Genomic DNA, 22,922 nt, shown 5'->3' with positions numbered 1-22,922 from the left:
CGGCTCTTCTCTCCCGGAGCGGGCATAGTCGTTGCGATCATGTCTTCACCGTGGCCTTTCCGGCTCGTCGAATGCGCATGGCCACCACGGGGACACCCACGACCCCCATGACACAGAACCCGTAGAGCGCGGAATAGCGCAGTTCGTCGCCCTCGAGCAGGAACGCGTGCGCGAATGCCGATCCGAGCCAGGTCCAGAGGAACAGCACCAGCGGTGCCGCATCCGAGATTCGCCGGCCACTCGTCCTGGGCGACTCGGCGCGTCCTCCCGCCCTGTCGACGACGATCGCCATGATCAGAGCGGTAGCGAACCAGCCGAGGTAGTTGGTGTACGGGATGAACGGAATGCCGGGTAACCCGGCGTTGCCCGAGGTCCAGGTCCACTGACCGTCGGTCACCATCTGGGTGTCGAGGTACAGATCCCACCCCACCATCCCCACGGCAACCATGAGGACCCGCCCGAACGCTCGCCTGTCCGGCGGCACCGGGGAATGCCGGAGGACGTAGGACGCGGCACACCAGATCGGATAGAAGCCGGCGGTCCACGCCAAGGGGACCACCGCCGGAACGCCCACGATCTCGGGCCCGAGCCGTCCGGTCGCATAGAAGTAGCTTCCGAAAGGGAACCCGGTCGCAGTGCCGACGATCTCGGACACGAGACCGAGTCCCGCGGTCGAGGCGACCAGCACCACGGCCCACACGGGACCCCGTGTGACGGCGGCATGCACCACCGACGCGGCGGCGAGCAGGAGCACCACCGCCACGGTGACGGCATCCCTCGACGTGCCGGAGACGAGGGGATAGACGATCTGGGCGAGCAGCGCGCCCGCGACGATCCCCCACACGACGCGGTTCATCGACGCACGCCGGTCGACTCGTCCTCACGCACGTCCGTGCGGTTCACCCCGACGGCGATCCTCGTACCGCGGGGCCGATGCGGCGGGACCACACTCATTGCTGCCGCCGCTCGTCCGGGGCGTTCGTGTCCTTACCCGAGTCCTCGACGGAGTCGGCCGACACGGCGGGATCCACCCGTTGGGCGTCCATGAACATTTGCAGAAACCCGATACCCGAGGTGTACGGGCCGTGATGCCGGGGGGAACCGGAGGCAGAAGGGGACATGAGAGGCCTCATCTCACGCCGGCACGACGGTGAGCGACCACGTGTCGAACTCGACCAGCGGGGTGAACTGCCGGAAAACCGGCTTCTACCAGTGCGCGCATGTGGGCCACCTCGTCTCGCTGCCACCGTGCCGACGCGTTTCGGAACGGAGACGGTCCGGTACCGTCTGGCAGCGATTCGGAGCCGGGGTACGAACGGATGGGTACGCGTCCGAAAAAGTCTCCCGGCCACCCGGTGACAACGAAAAGTGGCGGTGCGTGCCGCGACTACCGGCACCCACCGCCACTCCGTGACGCCCTCACGTCGTCACATCCAGTCGACGAACCGCTCCCACGCGCTTCCGGCCTCGGGTGCGTCCTCCCGCTGAACCGTCGCCTGGATCAGGCCGTAGGGCCGGTCGTCGGCGTGGAATACCTCGTTCGAGTTCGTGACTCCGAATCTTTCGAGGTCGTAGACGAAATGATGCTTGTTGGGCGCCGACATGCGAATCTCCGCGATCACCGGATACTTCTCCAGCACTGCCCGGCCCATCTCGAAGAGAGTTTGTTGCAGTGCCTTCGATTGAAGGTTCGCAAAACGCTCGAGCATCGTGGCCTTGATACCTGCGTAGGTGACATCCCAGTCGACGTCGTCGGTCGTGAATCGCCACTGTGCGACCAGACTGGTTGCCATCACACGGTCGGCAGTCGGTTCCAGGACCGTGTACGGGTCGGTGAGAAAACCCGAGAATTCGGATCCGGTCGACTTGAGTACGACGAGATCCTTGACTCCGCCGATCACCCACTCCCGTCGCTCCCGCCCGGTTCCCTCGACCGTCACCGAAACCGTGCGGACCTCCGGTCCGGTGCGGGTCCACGTGTGATCGTGTTCGACACCGTCGATCGTCACCCGTTGCCACGCGTAGTCGTCGATCTCGACGCGGGCGGCGCGGACTGGTTCGACGTCGTCGACGAAGTGCCGCGCGAGTTCGAGCGCGTAGGTTTCGACGAACTCGACGCCCTTGCTCTTCGCGTACGCGTACACCGTCTGCTTCTGTGTGTCGGTCGGGAGCACCGCACCTTGGTCGCCTTCGAGGTGTGCCGCGTCGAAGTCTCCGCGGAGGCAGGTCGACACGTTGAGGTCGCGGATCTCGTGGCGGGCAGTGTCCCGATAGATCCGTACCACGCGGTTCTCCGCCTTGCCGTAGCGGTTGGCGCCCAGCACGATCTTTCCGGTCAGTTCACTCACGGGTCAGCTCCCTCGATAGGTGGAGTAGGAAAAAGGCGACAGCAGCAGTGGCACATGGACTTTGCCGGCACCGCCGACCCGGAAGGTGACGGTAACCTCCGGGTAGAAGGTCTCGGTGTGCCGCCGCGCAAAGTACTCGCCGGTGGCGAAGGTCAGCGTGTACGTACCGGGTTCCAGTGCGGGAACCTGGAATTCGGAAATTCGCCCGTCGTCGTCGGTGCGAGCACTCGCGAGTTCCGCTCCGGCGGACGAGAGCGTGACCTCGACTCCGGAGGCCGGCGCTCCACGGGTGGCGTCGAGAACGTGGGTGCTGACGGTGCTCACCTCACACCTTCCTTTCCTGATTCGACGGAATCGTCGGTGACGAGCAACTCGAGTCTCGATCGGTTGATCTCGGCAAGCGTCGCTCGCGTCTCGCGCCACTCGGTCTCGGAATCGTGAGTGAGGCGCCGCTGCAGAATCGACAGGAGTTCGTCCGCGGATCGTCCTGCGGCACGCACGAGGTACACGTGCCCGAAACGCTCCTCGTACTTGCGGTTACCTGCCACCAGTGCATCGCGGATATGTGCGTCCGCGCTCGCGACCGATGCCTGCTCGCGCTTCGACGATGCGTGGTCCGACCGTTCACCGATCCGTGGGTGCCCCGCGAGCGCTTCGGCGAGATCGTCCCGAGTCAGCGCCGCTGTCACCGCATCGGACGCGCGCAGCAGCGCGGCGCGACTCAGGTAGGGGCGGCCTTGCACGAGTCGCTCGGTCCACGTCCTGCTGGAACAGCACTCGGACAGGGCTGCGGCTGCGTCACGGGCACAGAGCGCATCGAAGTCGGCACAGGTGTACGGCACGGCACTCCTCTCTCTCGTCACCACGATCGCGGATGAAGGGAGCCGGCGGTGCCGTACGCGCTACAAACTTCCCGAGACGTGGTCTCCGGTCGTTTGGACGATCCGACAAACGCGGATCGGCGGAGAGAATTCGTGGCCGAGGCGCCTCGGTCAGGCCGGTTGCCCGGCGGGAACGCGTAGTCGCTGCGACGCATCGATTTGGGCACGGAGCCACACGTGGGCGGGATCCGATTCGGATTCCTCGTGCCAGACTGCATATTCGCTGAGCGGAGGCAATTCGAAGGCGGGCTCGAGGATCCGCAGGGACGCCACTCCCGCGATTCGTTCAGCCATTCTCTCGGGCAGGAGCGTGACGAACACGGTGTGTTCGAGCGCGAAGGGGAGCACCGCGATACTCGTCGTGGACGCCCCCGTCCGTGTCACGATCCCGGCGCGCAACAACGCTCGCGCCAGAGCCGTGTCGTCGTCGTACTGCAGATACGACAGGAACGGATAGTGGGAGAGCACGTCGCGATTCAGTTCCGTCCCGATGTACGGATGCCCGGACCAGACGGCGCCCACGTATCTGTCGGTCAGGACCTCGGTGCGCCGGCACCGCTCGAACTCGGGTGCGTCGAGAAGGTGTTCCGGCAGCACCGCGAGGTCGGTTTCGTGCCGGTGGAACGCTGCGAGGGACGCCTTGGTGAGGGGACGCAGATCGAATCGCACGTTGGCCGGGTGCCCCCGCCGCATGAGCATGCGGAGCAACGTGACCTCGGCGTAATCGCCTGTCATGAGCGTGAACACGCGTGAATCCACGGTCGGATCGAAGGTCGGTTCGGAGAGTATCGACCGTTCCAGCGTGTGCAATACGCTCCGCAGGGGCCCGATCAGGGCCTGTGCCCGCGGAGTGAGGCGCAACGTGCGGCCGTTCTTCACCAGCAGTGGGTCGTCGAACTGCTTCCGGAGACGAGCGAGCGCCGTGCTGGTCGCCGGCTGCGACATGTTCAGTCGTTCGGCCGCGCGGGTCACGTTGCACTCGGAAAGAAGCACGTCGAGGACGACAAGCAGGTTGAGATCCACCCGCCTCAAGTCCACCCCGCACCCCCCTTTCCGAAACCCGGCGTAACGGCAATATCCGGCGGGATAGTAACCCACCACCGTTTCCTATATCTAAAGATGTATAGCAGCTATCCGAGTTGCTTTTCGATCTTGTGAGCCGGTCGTACGACACTTACGCTGACCCACGTCCTGACGGCGGCGGACCCGTGTTTCGCCCTGGCCCATGTGATTTGTCATCCGCTTCGGCCGGCCGACCGGTGTACGTACAAGAGAGGTTCGGGCCGAACACGATGAGTCTCAAACCGCAGTTCCAGCAATATTCCCCCGAGAATTGGCGCCTATGGCGCAAGGTCACCGCCGTCGTGGCGGTCCCCATCATCGCCGCCGCGCTTTTCGGATCGCTCCGCGTCATCAGCCTGTTCGAGGATTCCCGCCACTTCAGCACTGCTGCCGAGCAGGTGTCGATTCTGCCGATGTTCGCCGAATACAGCACCGGCGTCGCGGGTGCCGCAGCCGCGACGATCATCGGGTTGCCCACCGACAACGGTGCGACGATCGCGCGGGAAGCAGAGACGGTCCTCACGGACCAGATCGCGAACATCAGCCTCGAGCCCGAGATCAAAGCAGCACTGAACAAGGTGCTCGCCGAGGGAAACAGCCTGCTCGACAGTGCTGTCGCCGGATCGATGGCACCCGTGGTCGCCAGCGAGCGCGCACAGGCGTTCATCAGCCGCGTGAGTTCGGTGTTCCGTGCCGCGTCCTCCACCGCGCCCGAACCCGATGTCCTCCAGGAAAGCGCCACCCTCCTCGACATGTGGACGACCCAGTGGGCGCTGCTGGACCAGGTCGTCGCGTACTCCGCACTGGGTGCCGGCACCGAAGGTGCTCTCCTGATGTGGACGAACGCACTCGGCGTCGACGCAGCGCAGATGTCGATCCTGCGGGAAACCGTCGAGTCCAACCCCAACATTGCCGACACGAGTTCGCTCGACGCGCTCGTCGCGGAACTGGACAATCGCCGCAACTTGACGGCGAATCTGGACAGCACCAGCGGCGACACCGGAGCGCTGCGCAACTCGATCTTCACCAGCCTCATGGTCTACATCGAGGAAGTCCGCGACTCCGCCACCCGCATCGTCGGCCTCCTCGACAACCATGCCAGCGAAGCTCGCACCGAAGCACTCAAGAACGCCATCGGAATTGCGATCGTGCTGGCCGTCGCGCTGGGCCTGGCCGTGATGGTCGCCTTCTCGATCGTGCGCCCGCTTCGCCGCCTCCGAAACGACACACTTCTTGCCGCAGAGCAAAGCCTGCCCGAGGCCATCGCCGCCATCAAGGACGGCGCAGAAATCGGTACGGTGTCACTCCCTCCGGTCAGCGTTCACTCGAAGGAAGAAATCGGCGAGGTCGCCCGCGCCGTCGACACCATGAACGAGGGTGCGCTGCGGCTCGCCGGTGAGCAGGCGCAGTTGCGCCGGCAGGTCAACGAGATGCTCGAAACGTTGGCGCGTCGCAACAAGACCCTCGTCGAGCAGCAGCTGTCGCTCATCGACTCGCTCGAGCACGAGGAGCGCGACCCCACGCGTCTGCAGAACCTGTTTGCGCTCGACCACCTCGCGGCCCGTATGCGTCGCACCGGCGACTCGTTGCTCGTCCTCGCCGGCACCCGGCAGCGAATGGGACGGATCCCGGACACCCCGCTCGGTGACGTGCTCCGTGCCGCAGTCTCACAGGTCGAGAACTACCAGCGCGTGAACGTCGGAAACGCACCGGAGGGTTCGCTCCTCGGTACCGCCGTAACCGACGTCGTCCACATGGTGGCCGAACTCCTCGACAACGCACTGCGAGCCTCCCCGCCGGAGAGCACCGTGGCGTTCGCGTTCTCGCGCGCCGTCGACGGCGGCTTGTTGCTCGAGATCGCCGACCGCGGAATCGGTATCCCCTCCGACGAACTCGCCGAGATCAACGAACGGCTGGCGACGGACAGCGAAGCCGGCTCCGGCGCAGCGCGTCGCATGGGTCTGTTCGTGGTCGCGCGACTGGCCCACCGTCACGGGATCACCGTGCGGCTGCGTCCGACGTTCGACTCGTCGACCAACTCCGGCGTCACCGCGAGCCTCTATCTGCCGCTCCGTCTGCTCAAGGGCGTCGGTACCCAGTCCGACCCGTTCCAGATCGACCGCCCGCGCCGACTTCCTCTTCCGCCCGGAGAGACGAACACCGAGTACACGGATCAGTACGACCAGCGCGCGTCGCACAACCACAACGGCGAGTCGTTCGCCGGTGCGACTCCGAACGGCAACGAAGCGTATGCGTCGGCGGGCCGGAACGGCAGCGAGGCGTACTCGGGTGCCGGCCAGAACGGCAACGAGGTGTCCCGGGCGGGCAACAACTCGTACGCCGGATACGAGGCGCCCGGCAACGACAACTACTCCGGGTACGAGCAGAACAACGACGACAATTACTCCGGGTACGAGCAAGGCAATAACGACACGTACTCCGGATACGAGCAGAACAACAACGACACGTACTCCGGATACGAGCAGAACAACAACGACAACTACACCGGATACGAGCAGAACAACAACGACAACTACACCGGATACGAGCAGAACAACAACGACACGTACTCCGGCGCACCGGTGGAGAATCCGTGGGAGCGCCCGCTACCGCCGAGCGGCAACTCCGGTTCCGCGCCCGGTACGAGTCCCGGAATCCGGCGCGGGCAACTGCACGAACGATGGGTCTCGCGAAACAACGGTGAGTGATCCCGCGCGATGGCTTCCATCGTGAGAGACGAACACTCCACCTGAACGGCAGAGACGGTACGGCGAGACGCCGGGCGACCATTCGGTCGCCCGGCGTTGTCTGTTCGGCAGCCACGCGGGTCCGATCGGTGACAAATCAGGCAGTGCTGCAGGAGAGCGCGTTAGAGTCGACACGCCGACCGCCGAGGAGACCCACGTGAAAGCTTTCGTTCGCACCGCCATAGTTGTCGCCACCGCTGCCCTGGCGGTGACCGGATGTTCCGGGAACAACGCCGACGATCCGCTCGCGTCCGAGTCCGGCGAGGGTGGCACCATCGTCGTCGGTTCGGCGAACTTCCCCGAAAATGTGCTGCTCGCGGAGATCTACGCGCAGGCGCTCGAGGGGAGTGGCGCCGAGGTGACGCGCCAGTTCAACATCGGCAGCCGGGAGATCTACTACGACCAGGTCGCCTCCGGAGCCATCACCGTGCTGCCCGAGTACAACGGGGCACTGCTCGCCCGCGTCGATCCCGAGAGCACTGCGGCTACCACGGAGGATGTCAATGCCGCTCTGGCGGAGTCGCTTCCGGAAGGTCTCTCCATTCTCGCGTCGGCGCCGGGGGAGAACAAGGACGCACTCGTCGTCACGGAGGAGACCGCGGATCGCTACAACCTGACGACCATCGCCGATCTCGCCCCGGTTGCAGGCGAACTCGCCCTCGGCGGACCTCCCGAGTTCGAGACACGGCGGCAGGGCGTCGTCGGTCTCCGAGACGTCTACGGCGTCGAGTTCCAGAAGTTCGTGCCCACCGACACGGGCGGGCCGATCACCATCCGGGCGCTCGGGGACAACACCATCCAGGTTGCGAACATCTTCACCACCGATCCGTCTCTCAGTACCGAACCGTTTGTGGCACTGGACGATCCGGAATCCGTATTCGGGGCACAGAACGTCACGCCGCTCGTCCACCGGGAAGATCTCACCGACGAGAACGTCGCGACGCTCGACGCTGTGTCCGAGAACCTCACCACCGACGTTCTCATCGAGTTGGTCGGCCAGGTCGTCACCGAGGGCCGCGACATCGATGTCGTCGCCGAAGAGTGGTTGCAGGACAACGGCATCAACTGAGGGCCGGGTGCTCCGTGATCACTTTCGACAATGTGCAAAAGCAGTATCCCGACGGGACCGTGGCAGTCGACGGACTGTCCCTCGAAGTGCCCACCGGCACTCTCACTGTGCTGGTGGGCCCCTCCGGATGCGGTAAGACCACCTCGCTGCGCATGATCAACCGGATGGTGGATCCGACCGCCGGACGCGTCCTGGTCAACGGCGAGGACGTGCGATCCCAGGATCCGCAGACCCTGCGGCGCGGGATCGGGTACGTCATCCAGCACGCCGGATTGTTTCCGCATCGGACCGTCGTCGACAACGTCGCGACGGTGCCGCGCCTGATGGGGGCGTCACGGAAGCAGGCCCGGGCGACCGCCATGGAGGTCCTGCACCGCGTCGGACTCGGAGACGAGTTGGCGCGCCGTTACCCGGCCCAACTGTCCGGGGGCCAGCAGCAACGGGTCGGCGTGGCCCGCGCACTCGCCGCCGATCCGCCGATTCTCCTGATGGACGAGCCGTTTTCGGCGGTGGACCCGGTCGTCCGCAAGGAGTTGCAGCAAGAGTTACTGCGCCTGCAATCGGTACTCGCCAAAACCATCGTCCTTGTCACCCACGACATCGACGAAGCCATCACCCTCGGCGACCGGGTGGCCGTGTTGCGACCGGGTGGGGTGCTCGCCCAATATGCGACTCCCGAAGAGCTTCTCGGCGACCCGGCGGACGACTTCGTTGCCGGGTTCCTGGGTGTCGACCGCGGGGTTCGGTTGCTGTCGTTCTTTTCCACGGCCGGTCTGCCGCTGCACACAGACAGGATCACGTCCACCGGAGACATGCCGATTCGGGATGGCGACGGCCGGTGGATGCTCGTCGTCGACGACGGGAAACGACCGGTCGGCTGGCGCGATCCGCATGCCTCCGATTCCTCCGGCACCCTCGTGCCGGCGGGACGGGGATTCGTGCCGGGGAAGGACACTCTGCGCGCCGCGCTGGACGCTGCGGTGTTGTCGCCCTGCGGTTTCGCAGTTGCGGTCGACGAGGACGGGCGGGCGCTGGGCGTCGTGAGCAGTGAAGAGGTGGCCGCTGTCGTGCGCCGGGAACACCGGGAGCGCACCGACTCGCCGGTGCGGAAGCAGCTGTGAGTCTCCGGATCCCGGGTTACCTCGGCACGTTCTGGGAACTGCTGTCGGATCACCTGGTGATGGCCCTCGGTGCATCCTTCCTGGGCCTGGTGGTCGCGCTGCCCCTCGGTCTGGTGTGCGTGCGCTGGCCGCGGTCGTACCCACCGGTTCTGGCGATTTCGAGCGTGCTGTACTCGATTCCGTCGCTCGCGTTCTTCGTCCTGCTCATCGCGTTCACCGGCATCAGCCGCACGACCGTGATCCTGCCGCTCGCCGTGTACGCCCTCGCGGGACTCATTCCGAATGTGGTCGACGGTCTACGCGGGATCCCCGACAGTGTGCGGCAATCCGCGATCGCGATGGGATTCTCGGGCCCCCGCAGGCTGCTCACTGTCGACCTGCCGATCGCGCTGCCGGCGGTCATCGCGGGCTTACGGGTCGCGGTCGTCGCCAACATCAGCATGGTGAGTGTCGGGGCACTGATCGGAATGGGAGCATTCGGGTCGCTCTTCACAGCCTCCGTGCAACTCGACCGGCTCGATCTCGCGCTGGTCGGGATCGCGGTGATCGTCGTGATGGCACTCGTCGCCGACGCGGTGCTGGTTCTCGTGCAATGGCTCGTCACCCCGTGGCTGCACCGCTCGGCAGGGGCGGCCCGGTGACGACGCTGTGGTACTACCTCGTCGACTATTTCGGTGACGGCGCGAACTGGTCGGGGCCGTCCGGGATTCCGGCCCGTCTCCTCGAACACTTCGGTTACACGTTCCTGGCGTTCGTCCTGACCGTCCTGCTCGCGCTGCCGCTGGGGTTGTGGACCGGCCACACCGGTCGCGGCGGAATCCTCATGACCCTCCTCGCCAATGCCGCCCGGGCACTTCCGACGTACGGGCTGCTCGTGCTGCTGGTCGTGCTCTACGGCATCGGGCTCGTCCCGATTCTGGTTCCGCTCGTCGCGCTCGCGGTGCCGCCCGTGCTGCTCAACTCCTACGAGGGGATTCGTGGCGTCGACCCCGCGCTCACGGATGCGGCGCGGGGAATGGGCATGACCCGGATGCAGGTGCTCCTCCGTGCGCAGTTACCGGTGGCGCTGCCGCTGATCCTCGTGGGCATGCGCACCGCAGCGGTCCAGATCGTCGCTACCGCGACCATCGCGGCATCGGTGAGTTTCGGTGGCGTCGGCAGGCCGATCGTGGACGGTCTTGCCCGGAGCGACTATGCACTCGTCGTGGGAGGCGCCGCCCTCGCGGCCGTGTGTTCTCTCGTCGTCCTCGGGGTTTTCGCGGTGTTGTACCGCGTGGTGGTCTCGGAGGGCGTGCGGGCTTCGACGGGGTGATTCGCGGGCCTTCGTCGCCGCTGCGGGGGCCGCCGGACGTGTCGGACGTCGGGTGCACACTTTCCGGACAGACACGAAAGACAGGAACGGGACATTCGCCCCGGCGCGTCGTCGAGGAGGCGCAGTTGCGATGTATACGAGCGGTGAAGCGCATTTCAGCTGGACGTCGCGGCGCGTGATGCTGCCGGAGGACGACAGGTACGGCCGTTCCGGTGTGGCGCCGGATACGTCGGGCGTGACACTGGACCGGGTGCTCATGGGGTCCCGCCTGATGGCCTGCCGCGATGTCGAACAGGAGAGGGAATATGTCGCGCTCGCCGTCGGTGCGGTGGACGGCGGCGACGACGTACCGGTCCGGGTTGTAGAAGAAGAGCGGCTACTGCTGCACGGACCCCGAAGCGGCTTCGGCCCGGAGATTCTGGTGGGCGCGGAGGACGACGACCTCGACGACCGAGAGGTGACGCGTCAACTGCTCGACGGTGGCCCTCTGCGCAGTTTGCTTGCCCGTACAGGTGCCCATTCGGTGGCTCTGACGTGTGCGAGCGCCCACTGCTGACCGGACCGGCACGGGCCGCGCCGGCGAGATCTCGTACCGCGCGGACCGATGTATCAGCTTTTCGCGTGACCTTTTCGTGATCTTCCATTACGGTTTATACAGCCCGCAGAGCGGGGACACTCACCTCGTGGTACGACGTGTCGTGTTGCTAGCTGCGGCGCCGGACTGAGGTACGCCCGTCGGGGGCGGTCCGGCGCCGCACTTTGCTACCGAACAGCCACCGTGACGATTCGGGCCGGCGCTAGGCGCGCCCTGCGATTCCACTTCCGTGATCTCCCTCGTCACCCCACGCGCGCAGCGCGGACACGGTGACGCGAAGCGAATCCTCGGAGGGTGCCGGGTTCACGGGCTCGGCCCCGCCCGAATCGGGCTTGACACGGCCCGCTACGGGAAACAGCGAAGAAAACAGCATGATCGACCTTCCGTCCGTGCCGTGGGTCCTCAAAGGGTGTACCACCGGCCCCCACAGTTTTGAACGCGACGTAGGTCACACTTCGCTGTTTTCCGCGTCCGACGCTCACGAACGCGGGGCAAAGACTCCTTCGGCGAGCCGAGCGGGCGCTTCGACCGCGAGGAGATGCCCGGCACCGGGAACCACCTGGAGGTCGACCGCCATATCGTCGGCGAGCTTTCGCAGGGACGACAGCTGGATCAGCGGATCCTGCTCGCCGACCACGATCTCGACCGCGCGGCCACGCCAACGCTGAAGTACCGACCGTCCTATCCGAGGCAGACCGGTCAGTGAGGTGCAGTACGCACCGACACGGCACGACCAGCGCAAAGTCGGATCGTCGGGCTGGTAGCCGCTCCCGGCCAGGGCCTGCAGGTAACGCTGGGTGTTCTCGAGATTCGGCTCGTTCCGCCACTGCAAGCCGGGAATGAGCGCGCGATGCCACCTGGCGCGCGGCACCAGCCCGAGCGGCGCAGCAAGGACCAGCTTCTCCACTCGGTCCACGTCGGCTGCGGCTGCCGCAACAGATGCCGACCAGCCCAGGCCGATAACCGGCGCGCTCGCTATTTCGAGTGCGTCGAAGACCTCCATCAGCCAGCGGCCGTACGACGCGTGAATCTCGGCCGCGGGCCGGGTACGGGCACTCCCGCCGGGCAGGCCGGGAAGATCGACGAGGATCGCCCGGCGCGAGTCGTCCAGCTGCTCCGCGAGGACACGCAGGCCGGCAGCCGGAAGGTCCCCGCCGGCCAGAACGACGATCGGCGGCGCGGTGGGGGCGCCGACACTCAGGACGAACGTCTCGCCCAGCGACGTGCGCGCGATATGTTCGTCGACCGGCCGCGACCAGTGCGACAGCATGCCTGCGCACGCGGAGTGGATGACGCTGTCGTCACCGGGGCAGCGGTACGGGGATCGGGTGAGCATCCGGGTCACCCGCCCAATCCGGCCGAGCCGGGCACGACGACATGTTCACAGGTGAACAGCATTGGCTGAATCTTCTCTCGTAGGCACGACATCTCTTCGCCGACCTTGCGGCACACCGGACGACACCGTAGCTCACTCCTCAGCGTCCACGCCACCATCGCCACCGACATTCTCTTCGGCGCGATCTCAGACGTCCCTCGAGTACCTCTGGTTCACTCCGAAGAGCCTGCGGATTCGTCGCGCAGCTCGTCGAGCGTGGTGAACACCCGAGGACGGTAGCCGTCGCCGGCGTCCGGATCGGACAACACTTCCTCGGGATCGACCAGCGCAACGTCGATTCCGTCGAGGTGCAGTCGCCGGATCACCTCGAGCAGCATCCTGCGGCCTACCGGGAGAACGGCGCGCACCAGCGTGAGATCGAACACGGCGCGCTGCGTCTCGACGGGTTCCTCGACAAGTGCCCGCACGACGCCTTCCGCGTTCGTGAAATGGATGTCGCCGTGGAGTTCGAGAAAGGTGAAAGCCTCACTGCCCTCACCTATGACGGCGCGGCGCCGCAGAACCGAGCGCGAGACGATCGGCGCCTCCATGAGGTGCAGATTCATATCGTGCGACAAACGTTCGAAGGCTTCGACGCCGCGAACGCTGGTGCCGTGCTCGTCCAGTCGCGGCGAGTACACCGCAATGCCCAACTGCCCCGGCAGGATTCCGATGATCCCGCCGGAGATACCGCTTTTCGCGGGGATACCGACGGTCGAAAGCCAGTCGCCGGCCGCGTCGTACATTCCGCAGGTCGCCATCACCGACAGCACCTGCCGGACGACGGACCGGGAAAAGATCCGCTCACCCGTCCGCGGCTGGACGCCTCCGCCCGCGAGCGTGGCGGCCATCATCGCGAGATCGGCTGTGGTGACCTTCACGGAGCATTGCCCGACGTATCCGGCGACGATGTCGTCCGGATCGTCCGGGAAGATCTCGTAGTTGCGCAAAAGGTTCGCGATTGCGACATTTCGGAAGGATGCACCCAGTTCGGACGCCGAGATGCCCTCGTCGACCTCGAGCTCGCGCCCCGCAAGGGACGACAGCAGATCCCGGATCGCGCGAATGCGGTATTCGGGTGTCTTGTTCTCGCCCACCAGTGCGTGAGCGGTGAGCGCCCCCGCGTTGATCATGGGGTTGAGCGGACGTCCGGTATCCCGCTGAAGCGAGATTTCGTTGAACGCCTCACCCGACGGTTCGACACCGATCGCGTCCAGTACCCGCTCGAAGCCACGCTCTTCGAGCGCGAGGCCGTACACGAAGGGCTTGGAGATCGACTGGATGCTGAACTCGGTGTCGTCGTCGCCTACCGAATACGTCACGCCCTCCGCGGTGACCAGAGAAATCGCGAAGCGGTCGGGGTCCGCGTTTTTCAGCTCGGGGATGTGATCGGACGTCGCGCCCTTTCCCTCGGAACATACGGAGAGAACTTCGGTCAGGTAGTCCGGCAGAGGTGAACGCATCCGTCCATCGTCGCGCATGCTCGCCGATTCGATCGTCCGCCCCCGCTCCCGTGTCACGAAGGTTGCCCGCGTGGCGACGGCCGCCCACGAACGCAGCCGGCCCGAAAAAAATCCACCGTGTTGTCGATCGATGACCAGCCTGTTCGACGTATAGGTTGAGAGATCGACACGCGGTCTCCGAGTCGAAGGAGAATCCCATGAAATACATGCTCGTGATGCGCGCCACCGACGCCGCCCTCGAAGCCTCGAAGAACATCGATTTCGAGGAGATCCTCAACGCCATGGGCCGGTACAACGAGTCTCTGATCAAGGCGGGCGTCCTCCTCGCAGGTGACGGACTGTCGGACCCGGAGGAAGGCTTCGTCGTCGATTTCGACTCCGATCCGCCCCTCGTCACCGACGGCCCCTACGGGGAGACCAAGGAACTGTTCAACGGGTTCTGGATCATCCAGACGTCGAGCAAGGAAGAGGCCGCCGAGTGGGCGAAACGGTGCCCGCTCGGACCCGGTTCCAAGCTCGAGGTTCGCCGGGTGACCGAATCCGACGAATTCGACCAGAACAACGAGTACGTCCAAAAGGAAGCCGGATGGCGAGAGCAGCTGGGCGCCGACAAGCCGGTGGTCGGCTGATCGCGATGACCGACACGGTGCCACACGGACCCGACAACGCACGTCGCGTTGTCGAGGCCGTGTGGCGCATGGACTCGGCCAAGATCGTTGCGGCGCTGACACGCACCGTCCGTGACCTCGACCTCGCGGAGGACCTCGCCGGGCAGGCACTGGTCGAGGCGCTCGAGCAGTGGCCGGACACCGGGGTACCCCGCAATCCGGCGGCATGGCTGACGGCCGTGGCCACCAGGCGCGCTATCGACGGGTGGCGGCGCCGCGACCGGCTCGACGAGCGTTATGCCACACTGGCACGCGAGTTGAGGGACGACGCGGCGGGGTTCGACACCGACGCCTGGGACCCCGACCGCATCGACGACGACGTGCTGCGGTTGATGTTCGTCGCATGCCATCCGGTCCTGAACCGGAATGCGCAAGTAGCGCTGACCCTGCGGGTGGTCGGCGGACTCACGTCCGACGAGATCGCGAAAGCGTTCCTCACTCGCACCACCGCTGTGCAGCAACGGATAGTCCGGGCCAAGAAGACCCTCACCGCCGCGCGGGTGCCGTTCGAAGTTCCGGCGCGAGAGGAGTTTCCGGAACGACTCGGTGCAGTTCTCGGAGTCGTCTACCTGATCTTCAACGAAGGCTACGCTGCCAGTTCGGGTGAGGAATGGATCCGGAAGGATCTGGGCGACGAGGCCTTGCGGCTGGGCCGCGTCCTCGCCGAGCTTCTTCCCGGCGAACCCGAGGTGCACGGACTCGTCGCACTGATGGAACTCACCGCGTCGAGGTTCGCCGCCCGCACGACACCATCCGGTGAGCCGGTGTTGCTCGCCGACCAGGACCGCACCCGCTGGGATCGCGCCCAGATCAACCGCGGTCTCGCCGCACTCGCGAGAGCCGATGCGATAGGGCGCGGCCGGGGACCGTACGGCCTTCAAGCGGCGATAGCCGAATGCCATTCCCGCGCACCTACCTTCGAGGACACGGACTGGGATCGCATCGTCCTGCTCTACGACATTCTCGCTCGGGTGGCTCCCTCACCGGTCGTCGATCTCAACCGTGCGGCAGCGTTGTCCATGGCGCGCGGTCCGGCCGCCGCGCTCGAAGATATCGACCGGCTCGTCGCATCCGGCGCGCTGGCCGGGTACCACCTGCTGCCCAGCGTGCGGGGTGAACTGCTACGCCGCCTCGGCCGCGCGGTGGAGGCTCGCGGCGAATTGCTCGAGGCAGCACGTCTCACAGGCAACGAACGGGAACGCTCCGTGCTCCTCGCCAAGGCGGAAGAAGTCCGCGAGTCGTTCGGCCTGTGAGAGTTCAGCCCTGCAGATCGAGCGCCGCGAGCGTTTCGAGTTGCTCGACGTAGTGCTCGGCCGAGGTCGCGGCGATCGTCACCCCTGCCACGGTGGCACCCGCCTCGCCGATCCGTCTCAGCCGGTCCCTGGTGCGGGACGGGTCGCCCAGCGGGTCGACGGGCCGGCCGGTCCCCAGCACGACGTCGAACTCGGCCGGAAGTTCTGCGCGCGACAGCATTTCGGAGAGGGTGTCGAGGTCGAGTCCGAAGGGAACCCAGCCGTCGCCGAGTTCGACCGCGCGTCGCAACGACCGGGGTGTGCGGCCTCCGACCCATACGGGCACCTCGGTACGGAGACCGTGTGGATCCACCACCATGCCGGAGAACTCGAAGTGCGGTCCGGCGTAGGAAGGCCGCTCGCGTCCCCAGGCTGCGCGCACGGCGCGGAGCGCGTCGTCGGCGATCTCCCCGCGACCCGCGAACTGCGCACCGAGGAGAGCGAATTCCTCTGCGAGGCTGCCGACTCCCACACCCAGGACCAGGCGTCCGCCGCTGACCCGGTCGAGGGTCCCGTAGCGCTTCGCGATCTCGAGGGGGTGGTGGTACCCGAGCACGAGTACCTGTGTGACCAGCCGGATGCTCCGCGTCCGCGCCGCGAGGAATCCCAAGGTGGCCAGCGGGTCCCAGTACGTGGCACCGCGTTGCGCAGCAACATCTACCGGTACGGCGACGTGTTCGCTGCACGTCAGGTGGTCGAATCCGAGGCGATCGGCGGCTTCGGCGATCGCGACGAGGTCCTCGACGCCCGCGTCGGCCTCCCAGTCCCCGGCGACTCCGGGCACCCGGGTCACGATCGGGCTCGTGATACCGAGACGCAGAGTCATCGGAGGCGTCCGGCGGCCGCCATCCGCGGTCCGCGTCCTTCGATGCGGTCAGGTGTCATACCGGCCACGCTAACCGAACGCCACGTCCCGGCAACAGCGTGTCCCGGTCAACGGTTGCACCGCCCCGAACTCGCACAGCGGGGCAGGTCAAGGCTCGAACCGGTAGCCCCGACCGGACTCGGTGATCAGATGCCGCGGACGAGTGGGGTCCCTTTCGAGCTTGCGCCGCAGTTGCGTCAGATAGACACGCAGATAATGGTTTTGGCCGACATAAGAGGGCCCCCACAGTTCGGTGAGAAGCTCACGCTGCCCCACGAGCTTTCCGCGATTGCGCACCAGCATTTCGAGCATGCCCCATTCGGTGGGGGTCAGATGGATGTCGGCACCGTCTCGGACGACCTTCTTCGCCGCGAGATCGACGGTGAACGCATCGGTCACGACCACCGGTTCGGGCAGGTCGGGCAACGTCGCGGCGCGCCGGACAGCGGCGCGGATGCGGGCGAGGAACTCCTCCATTCCGAACGGCTTGGTGACATAGTCGTCGGCACCGGTATCGAGAGCGGCCACCTTGTCGGCGGCATCTGTCCGCGCCGAAAGCACGATGACGGGTGCGGTATTCCAGCCGCGAAGGCCCGCCAGCACTTCGATGCCGTCCAGATCCGGCAATCCCAGATCGAGGACGATCACGTCCGGATGATGCCGGGACGCCGCGAGCAGGGCGGTGCGTCCGTCGGTGGCGGTGATCACGTCGTATCCCCGTGCCGTCAGATTGATGCGCAAGGCACGCAGCAGTTGGGGCTCGTCGTCGACCACGAGGATGCGGGTCATCGCTGGTCCTCGTGTGGCGCGGCGAGTTCGACCATCATCGTGGTGCCGCCTCCCGGAGTGTCGGCCGCGGTGACGGTCCCACCCATCGCCTCGACGAGACCGCGGGCGACCGTCAGCCCCAGTCCCGCGCCGCCGGCCGCCCGCTGGTCGCCGGACCGCGGAAACGTGGAGAAGACGTCGTCGTGTTCGCTGTCGGCGAGCCCCGGCCCGCTGTCGGCGATCGTCACCGTCACCCGGTCGTTCCCGCAGGTGGCGCCGACGCGGATGGGGCCGGTCGGTGCGTAGCGCAACGCGTTGTCGAGGAGGTTCGCCAGGGCCCGTTCGAGCAGCGCGGAGTCTGCCTGCACCTGCGCGTCGTCCACGTCCACTTCGACGCGCTCACGTATCGAGCGGGCGGTGTCGGGGCCACTGCTCGTGAGGGTGACCAGTGCTCGATGGACCACCTCGTCCAGGTACACCGGCTCGGACGCGGGCACCACCACCCCGGCGGCGAGCCGGGAGGAGTCCAGCAGGTTCGTGACCAGGCGCGTGAGCTGGTCGGCCGACTCCTCGATGGTCGCGAGCAGTTCCGCGGTGTCGTCGGGTGAGAATGCAACATCGGTGCTGCGCAGACTCGACACCGCTGCCTTGACCGCCGCGAGCGGAGTGCGCAGGTCGTGGCTGACCGCGGACAGCAGCAGTCGGCGCAAGCGGTCGGTTTCGGTGAGTGTCGCCGCCTGCGCAGCTTCCGCGGCGAGTTCTTCCTGCCGCACCAGGCCGGCGGCTTGCGCCGTCACAGCGGTGAGGATCCTGCGGTCGCGTGCGCGTAGCCGTGGGCCGGACAGCAGCAGTGCGTACGGCTTGTCGTCGATGCGGCAGACGGTGTCGGCCTCGTCGATCGACAGCGGGGGCGCTGCTCCCGCGGATCCGAGCACGTCCCAGTCGTCCTCGTCGCCGCGTACGAAGCCGACCCCGTGCTGCGCGTAGGTTTCCCGGACCTTCTCGAGCAGCGTCGGCACACCGGCGCCACGCAGGACGGCACCGGCGAAGGATGCGAGGAGTTCTGCCTCCTGGGACGCGAGGCGTGCTTCCCGGGTGCGCGCGGCGGCCGCATCCACGAGTGCCGCCACCGCGACGGCGACAACGAGCAACACGCCGGTGGTGACGAAGTTCCCCGGATCCGCGAGAAGAAGACTGTGACGCGGGTCGGTGAAGAAGAAATTCAGCAGGAGACCGGACAGCAGCGCCGCGACGATCGCCGGGCCGATGCCGCCGAACAGCGCGACTGCCAGGACCACGACGAAGAACAGGATGTTCTGGTCGGTGAATCCGGTGACCCGGTCGACGACCACCATCAGGCCTGCGGCGGCGAGGGGGATGGACAGCGCCGCCACCCACGAGAGGAGCCGACGGTCGTGCCGGCCGGCCAGTGCCAGTCCCGGTGCCGACGAAATGTGCTCGTGGGTGACCATGTGCACGTCGATCTTTCCGGAATCCCGGACCACTGCGGCGCCGATGCCTTCGTCGAGAATGCGCGCCCACCTCGGCCGGCGGGAGGTCCCGAGTACCAGCTGGGTCGCGTTCACCTCGCGGGCGAAGTCGAGCAGGGCGCTCGGGACGTCGTCGCCGACGATGCTGTGCAGGCTCGCGTCGAGGCTCGCGGCGAGTTCACGAACCTGTCCCATCCGCGGTGCGGACACACCGGTCAGGCCGTCGCCCCGCACGACGTGCACGACCATCAGTGCGGCACTGGATTTCGCTGCGATGCGGCTGGCGCGGCGCACGAGGGTTTCGGATTCCGGACCACCGGTGACGGCCACGACGACCCGCTCGCGCGCCTCCCACGTGGCGGTGATCGCGTGTTCACCCCGGTACTTCGCCAGGGCGAGGTCGACCTGGTCGGCGAGCCACAACAGTGCCAGCTCCCGCAACGCGGTGAGGTTGCCTTCGCGGAAGTAGTTGTGCAGCGCGGCATCGACTTTCTCCGGCGCGTAGACATTTCCGTGTGCGAGCCGGCGCTGCAGTGCCTGTGGCGTGATGTCGACGAGTTCGATCTGGTCGGCTCGGCGGACGATGTCGTCCGGGACGGTCTCGCGCTGCACCACGCCGGTGATCTGCTCGACGACGTCGTTGAGGGACTCGAGATGCTGGATGTTGACGGTGGAGAGCACGTCGATTCCCGCGTCGAGCAGTTCCTCGACGTCCTTCCAGCGCTTGGTGTGCCGGCTACCGGGCACGTTGGTGTGGGCGAGTTCGTCGACGAGCGCGACGGCGGGCCGGCGCGCGAGCACGGCGTCGAGAGCGAGTTCTTCGAACTCGGTGTCGCGGTAGGTGATCTGCCGAGGTGGAACGATCTCGAGGCCCGCCAGTTTCTCGGCGGTGCACGCACGTCCGTGCGTGTCGACGATCGCTACCACCACGTCGCCACCGCGCGCGAGACGCCGTTGCGCTTCACCGAGCATCGCGTAGGTCTTGCCGGCACCGGGAGCCGCGCCGAGGTAGATCCGCAGCATTCCCCGGCGCGATACGGCGGGGAATGCTGCGTGGTCCGAACCTGTCATCTCGCCATCATCCACCCGAGGTGTCACCGGCACAGTCCGGGGCGGTGGAGCCCAGCGCGACGTTGAGACCGGGAACATCGACGCGCTCGGCGCCGAGGAACCCGAGTTGACGCCCCTCCGTGTGCTCGGCGACAAGGCGCCGGACGTCACCGTCGGGAACGCCGAGCGCGGCGGCGACCCGCGGTACCTGGATCGCGGCGTACGCGGGTGAGATGTGCGGGTCGAGGCCCGAACCCGAACCCGTGACCGCGTCGACCGGGACGTCCTCGGGAGCAACACCCTCGCGGAGGGCGATCGCGGCGCGTCGTTCCTCCACGAACCGCGCCAGCACCTCGCTGCTGGGTCCCTGGTTCGACGGCAGAGCCGCGGCCGGATCACCGGGAGCGTACGGATCGTCGTCCGCGACCGACCCGACGACGCGCAGGTGGAAGTAGGGATCGGGTTCCCCGGCAGCCACCTGCGGATCGACCCCGACGAGTTCGCTGCCGACAATGCACCCGGCCGAATCCGCCAGTGGTGATCCTTCCGCGGCGTGGGTGTCGATCCGGCTCACCGCCCACACCGCTGCCGGGTATGCGAAGCCGACGATGGCGGTGAGTGCGACCAGCACGATGGCACCCGCCTTCAGTTGCCGCACGAAGCCGAGCACGAAATTTCCTTGACTCATGACATTCACCCGATTCCCGGAACGAGACGCACGACGAGGTCGATCAGCCAGATGCCCACGAAGGGTGTCACTACGCCGCCGACGCCGTAGACCAGCAAGTTTCGCCCCAAGAGCGACGATGCGGCGGCGGGGCGGTACCGCACACCTTTGAGTGCGAGCGGGATGAGCGCGACGATGACGAGCGCGTTGAAGATCACCGCCGAGAGGATCGCGGACTGTGGCGTCGCGAGTCCCATGATGTTCAGCGCAGCCAACTGCGGATAGATGCCGCTGAACAGCGCCGGCAGGATGGCGAAGTACTTCGCGAGGTCGTTGGCCAGCGAGAACGTCGTCAGAGCGCCACGCGTGATGAGCAGTTGCTTGCCGATCTCGACGATGTCGATCAGTTTGGTGGGATCGGAGTCGAGGTCGACCATGTTCCCCGCTTCCTTGGCGGCGGAGGTGCCGGTGTTCATCGCCACCCCCACGTCGGCCTGGGCAAGCGCGGGAGCATCGTTGGTGCCGTCACCCGTCATCGCGACGAGGCGGCCCCCCTCCTGTTCGGAGCGAATCAGCGCGAGCTTGTCCTCCGGCGTCGCTTCGGCGAGGAAGTCGTCGACGCCCGCTTCTGCCGCAATGGATTTCGCCGTCAGCGGATTGTCGCCGGTGACCATCACGGTGCGGATACCCATCGCGCGGAGCTGTGCGAACCGCTGCGCCATACCGGGTTTGACCACGTCGGAGAGTTCGACGACACCCAGCACCGACGCGCTGGTGCCCGACACGCGCGCAACGACGAGGGGAGTTCCGCCCCTGCGGGCGATGTCCGTCACGAGATCGGTGACTGCGACAGGCACTGTCGTCCCGAACTGTGCGGTCCAGCGGCCGACCGCGTCGGCGGCGCCCTTGCGGATACGCACCGCCGTGCCGTCCGCCTCGGTGAGGTCGAGTCCGCTCATCCTGGTGTGCGCGCTGAACGGCACGAATTCCGCGTCGGCGCCGGCCCCGGTGGGTCCGGGATCGAGACGGTACTGCTCGGCGCACAGTTCGACGATGCTGCGTCCCTCCGGTGTTGTATCGGCAAGACTCGACAGTCGCGCGGCGCCGGCCACCTCGGCCTCCGTCACTCCGGGTGCGGGGTGCAGTGCGGTCGCGCGGCGGTTGCCGAAGGTGATCGTCCCGGTCTTGTCCAGGAGCAGGGTGTCGATGTCTCCCGCGGCCTCGACGGCGCGCCCGGACATCGCCAGCACGTTGCGCTGCACGAGACGGTCCATTCCAGCGATACCGATAGCCGACAGCAGCGCACCGATGGTGGTGGGGATCAGGCAGACCAGCAATGCGATCAATTCGACCGGGCCCTGCTCGGCACCGGCGTAGGCACTCATGGGACCGATGGCCACGACGGCGAACAGGAACACGATCGTCAGTGCCGCAAGGAGGATGTTGAGCGCGATCTCGTTCGGGGTCTTCCGCCGAGATGCACCTTCCACGAGCGCGATCACGCGGTCCACGAACGTGTGGCCCGCAGGAGCGGTGATCCCCACGACGATACGGTCGGACAACACGGTAGTGCCTCCGGTGACCGCGCAGCGATCCCCACCCGACTCGCGGATGACCGGCGCGGACTCGCCGGTGATCGCGGACTCGTCGACTGTCGCGATTCCTTCGATGACGTCGCCGTCACCGGGGATCGTTTCACCGGCCTCCACGACGACGAGATCTCCGACCTTCAATTCGGTAGCCGGTACGGTCTCTTCCGAGCCAGACGGCAGCAGGCGACGAGAGACGGTGTTCTGCTTCGCCTTCCGGAGGCTCGCCGCTTGGGCTTTGCCCCGCCCCTCGGCAACCGATTCGGCCAGGTTCGCGAACAACACCGTGAACCACAACCACAGTGCGATCAGCCAGGAGAAGACGGTGGGCTCCACGATCGCCGCACCGGTCGCGATCGCCGAACCGACCAGGACGACGAACATCACCGGGTTGCGTGCCATGTGCCGGGGATCGAGTTTGCGCACTGCACCCGGCACGGATTCGATCAGTTGCCGGGGCGAGAACAGACCGCCGGCGATGCGGGGGGCGGGCGCGGTTACGTCGTCCTCCCGAGGGCGTCGAAGTTCGATGGTCACCGAGACATCTCCAGGGTGTAAGT

21 protein-coding genes are annotated in these 22,922 nt (G+C 66.6%); 8 read left to right on the top strand and 13 right to left on the bottom strand.

Annotated elements, in window-relative coordinates:
• Positions 1-37: 37 nt before the first annotated feature.
• The 6 genes from HF877_RS10060 to HF877_RS10035 form a co-directional block, all read right to left on the bottom strand.
• A complete protein-coding gene (locus tag HF877_RS10060; RefSeq protein WP_169621006.1) occupies positions 38-856 on the bottom strand; it encodes a carotenoid biosynthesis protein in 819 nt (272 codons plus the stop codon).
• Positions 857-950: 94 nt separating this feature from the next.
• A complete protein-coding gene (locus HF877_RS10055; protein WP_169621005.1) occupies positions 951-1,121 on the bottom strand; it encodes a hypothetical protein in 171 nt (56 codons plus the stop codon).
• 306 nt (positions 1,122-1,427) lie between these two features.
• Positions 1,428-2,348 carry a factor-independent urate hydroxylase gene (gene pucL, locus HF877_RS10050; protein ID WP_169621004.1) on the bottom strand — a complete coding sequence of 307 codons (921 nt, stop codon included), beginning with the start codon at positions 2,346-2,348 and terminating at the stop codon, positions 1,428-1,430.
• A 3-nt stretch (positions 2,349-2,351) separates the two neighbouring features.
• Positions 2,352-2,672, bottom strand: coding sequence for a hydroxyisourate hydrolase (gene uraH / locus HF877_RS10045; protein ID WP_169621003.1), 321 nt, complete (start codon positions 2,670-2,672; stop codon positions 2,352-2,354).
• Positions 2,669-3,190 (bottom strand): 2-oxo-4-hydroxy-4-carboxy-5-ureidoimidazoline decarboxylase, encoded by a 522-nt coding sequence (uraD, locus tag HF877_RS10040; protein WP_169621002.1) that lies wholly within the window; start codon positions 3,188-3,190, stop codon positions 2,669-2,671. Before uraD ends, uraH begins: the two co-directional genes overlap by 4 nt.
• 150 nt (positions 3,191-3,340) lie before the next feature.
• Positions 3,341-4,267, bottom strand: coding sequence for a LysR family transcriptional regulator (locus HF877_RS10035; protein WP_169621001.1), 927 nt, complete (start codon positions 4,265-4,267; stop codon positions 3,341-3,343).
• Positions 4,268-4,521: 254 nt separating this feature from the next.
• Between HF877_RS10035 and HF877_RS10030 the strand changes: the two genes are divergently transcribed.
• The 6 genes from HF877_RS10030 (at position 4,522) to HF877_RS10005 (ending at position 11,096) form a co-directional block, all read left to right on the top strand.
• On the top strand, positions 4,522-6,999 hold the full coding sequence (locus tag HF877_RS10030) for an ATP-binding protein (protein ID WP_240952205.1): 2,478 nt from the start codon (positions 4,522-4,524) through the stop codon (positions 6,997-6,999).
• 196 nt (positions 7,000-7,195) lie between these two features.
• A complete protein-coding gene (locus HF877_RS10025) occupies positions 7,196-8,107 on the top strand; it encodes an ABC transporter substrate-binding protein (protein ID WP_169621000.1) in 912 nt (303 codons plus the stop codon).
• Positions 8,108-8,121: 14 nt separating this feature from the next.
• Entirely contained in the window at positions 8,122-9,228 is a 1,107-nt protein-coding gene (locus tag HF877_RS10020; protein ID WP_169620999.1) for an ATP-binding cassette domain-containing protein, read from the top strand.
• Positions 9,225-9,869 carry an ABC transporter permease gene (locus tag HF877_RS10015; protein WP_169620998.1) on the top strand — a complete coding sequence of 215 codons (645 nt, stop codon included), beginning with the start codon at positions 9,225-9,227 and terminating at the stop codon, positions 9,867-9,869. Before HF877_RS10020 ends, HF877_RS10015 begins: the two co-directional genes overlap by 4 nt.
• The gene (locus tag HF877_RS10010; protein WP_296550336.1) at positions 9,866-10,540 is read left to right on the top strand and encodes an ABC transporter permease; all 675 of its coding nucleotides are present in this window, start codon (positions 9,866-9,868) and stop codon (positions 10,538-10,540) included. Before HF877_RS10015 ends, HF877_RS10010 begins: the two co-directional genes overlap by 4 nt.
• 130 nt (positions 10,541-10,670) lie before the next feature.
• Positions 10,671-11,096, top strand: coding sequence for a hypothetical protein (locus HF877_RS10005; protein WP_169620996.1), 426 nt, complete (start codon positions 10,671-10,673; stop codon positions 11,094-11,096).
• Between the two features lie 517 nt (positions 11,097-11,613).
• Here the strand turns inward: HF877_RS10005 and HF877_RS10000 are convergent.
• Entirely contained in the window at positions 11,614-12,471 is an 858-nt protein-coding gene (locus tag HF877_RS10000; RefSeq protein WP_169620995.1) for an alpha/beta hydrolase, read from the bottom strand.
• 212 nt (positions 12,472-12,683) lie between these two features.
• Positions 12,684-13,973: a glutaminase gene (locus HF877_RS09995; RefSeq protein WP_169620994.1), complete on the bottom strand. Its 1,290-nt coding sequence runs from the start codon at positions 13,971-13,973 to the stop codon at positions 12,684-12,686.
• 197 nt (positions 13,974-14,170) lie between these two features.
• Here HF877_RS09995 and HF877_RS09990 point away from each other — a divergent pair, with 197 nt between their 5' ends.
• Together HF877_RS09990 and HF877_RS09985 are read left to right on the top strand one after the other, a co-directional pair.
• Entirely contained in the window at positions 14,171-14,602 is a 432-nt protein-coding gene (locus tag HF877_RS09990) for a YciI family protein (RefSeq protein ID WP_169620993.1), read from the top strand.
• Positions 14,603-14,607: 5 nt separating this feature from the next.
• Positions 14,608-15,894 carry an RNA polymerase sigma factor gene (locus HF877_RS09985; protein ID WP_169621087.1) on the top strand — a complete coding sequence of 429 codons (1,287 nt, stop codon included), beginning with the start codon at positions 14,608-14,610 and terminating at the stop codon, positions 15,892-15,894.
• 4 nt (positions 15,895-15,898) lie between these two features.
• Here the strand turns inward: HF877_RS09985 and HF877_RS09980 are convergent, their stop codons facing one another.
• The 5 genes from HF877_RS09980 to kdpB form a co-directional block, all read right to left on the bottom strand.
• On the bottom strand, positions 15,899-16,753 hold the full coding sequence (locus tag HF877_RS09980; RefSeq protein WP_169621086.1) for an LLM class F420-dependent oxidoreductase: 855 nt from the start codon (positions 16,751-16,753) through the stop codon (positions 15,899-15,901).
• Positions 16,754-16,906: 153 nt separating this feature from the next.
• Positions 16,907-17,587: a response regulator gene (locus HF877_RS09975; RefSeq protein ID WP_169620992.1), complete on the bottom strand. Its 681-nt coding sequence runs from the start codon at positions 17,585-17,587 to the stop codon at positions 16,907-16,909.
• Positions 17,584-20,127 carry a sensor histidine kinase KdpD gene (locus HF877_RS09970; protein ID WP_169620991.1) on the bottom strand — a complete coding sequence of 848 codons (2,544 nt, stop codon included), beginning with the start codon at positions 20,125-20,127 and terminating at the stop codon, positions 17,584-17,586. The genes HF877_RS09975 and HF877_RS09970 overlap by 4 nt, the downstream gene beginning before the upstream one ends.
• 7 nt (positions 20,128-20,134) lie before the next feature.
• A complete protein-coding gene (locus HF877_RS09965; protein ID WP_169620990.1) occupies positions 20,135-20,794 on the bottom strand; it encodes a potassium-transporting ATPase subunit C in 660 nt (219 codons plus the stop codon).
• Positions 20,795-20,799: 5 nt separating this feature from the next.
• On the bottom strand, positions 20,800-22,899 hold the full coding sequence (gene kdpB, locus HF877_RS09960; RefSeq protein WP_169620989.1) for a potassium-transporting ATPase subunit KdpB: 2,100 nt from the start codon (positions 22,897-22,899) through the stop codon (positions 20,800-20,802).
• Positions 22,900-22,922 lie beyond the last annotated feature (23 nt).

The sequence above is a fragment of the Rhodococcus sp. BL-253-APC-6A1W genome (genome assembly GCF_012843405.1).
Taxonomy (GTDB): Bacteria; Actinomycetota; Actinomycetes; order Mycobacteriales; family Mycobacteriaceae; genus Rhodococcus.
Note: the sequence above shows the minus strand (reverse complement) of the source record. Positions and strands in the feature narration are given on the sequence as shown.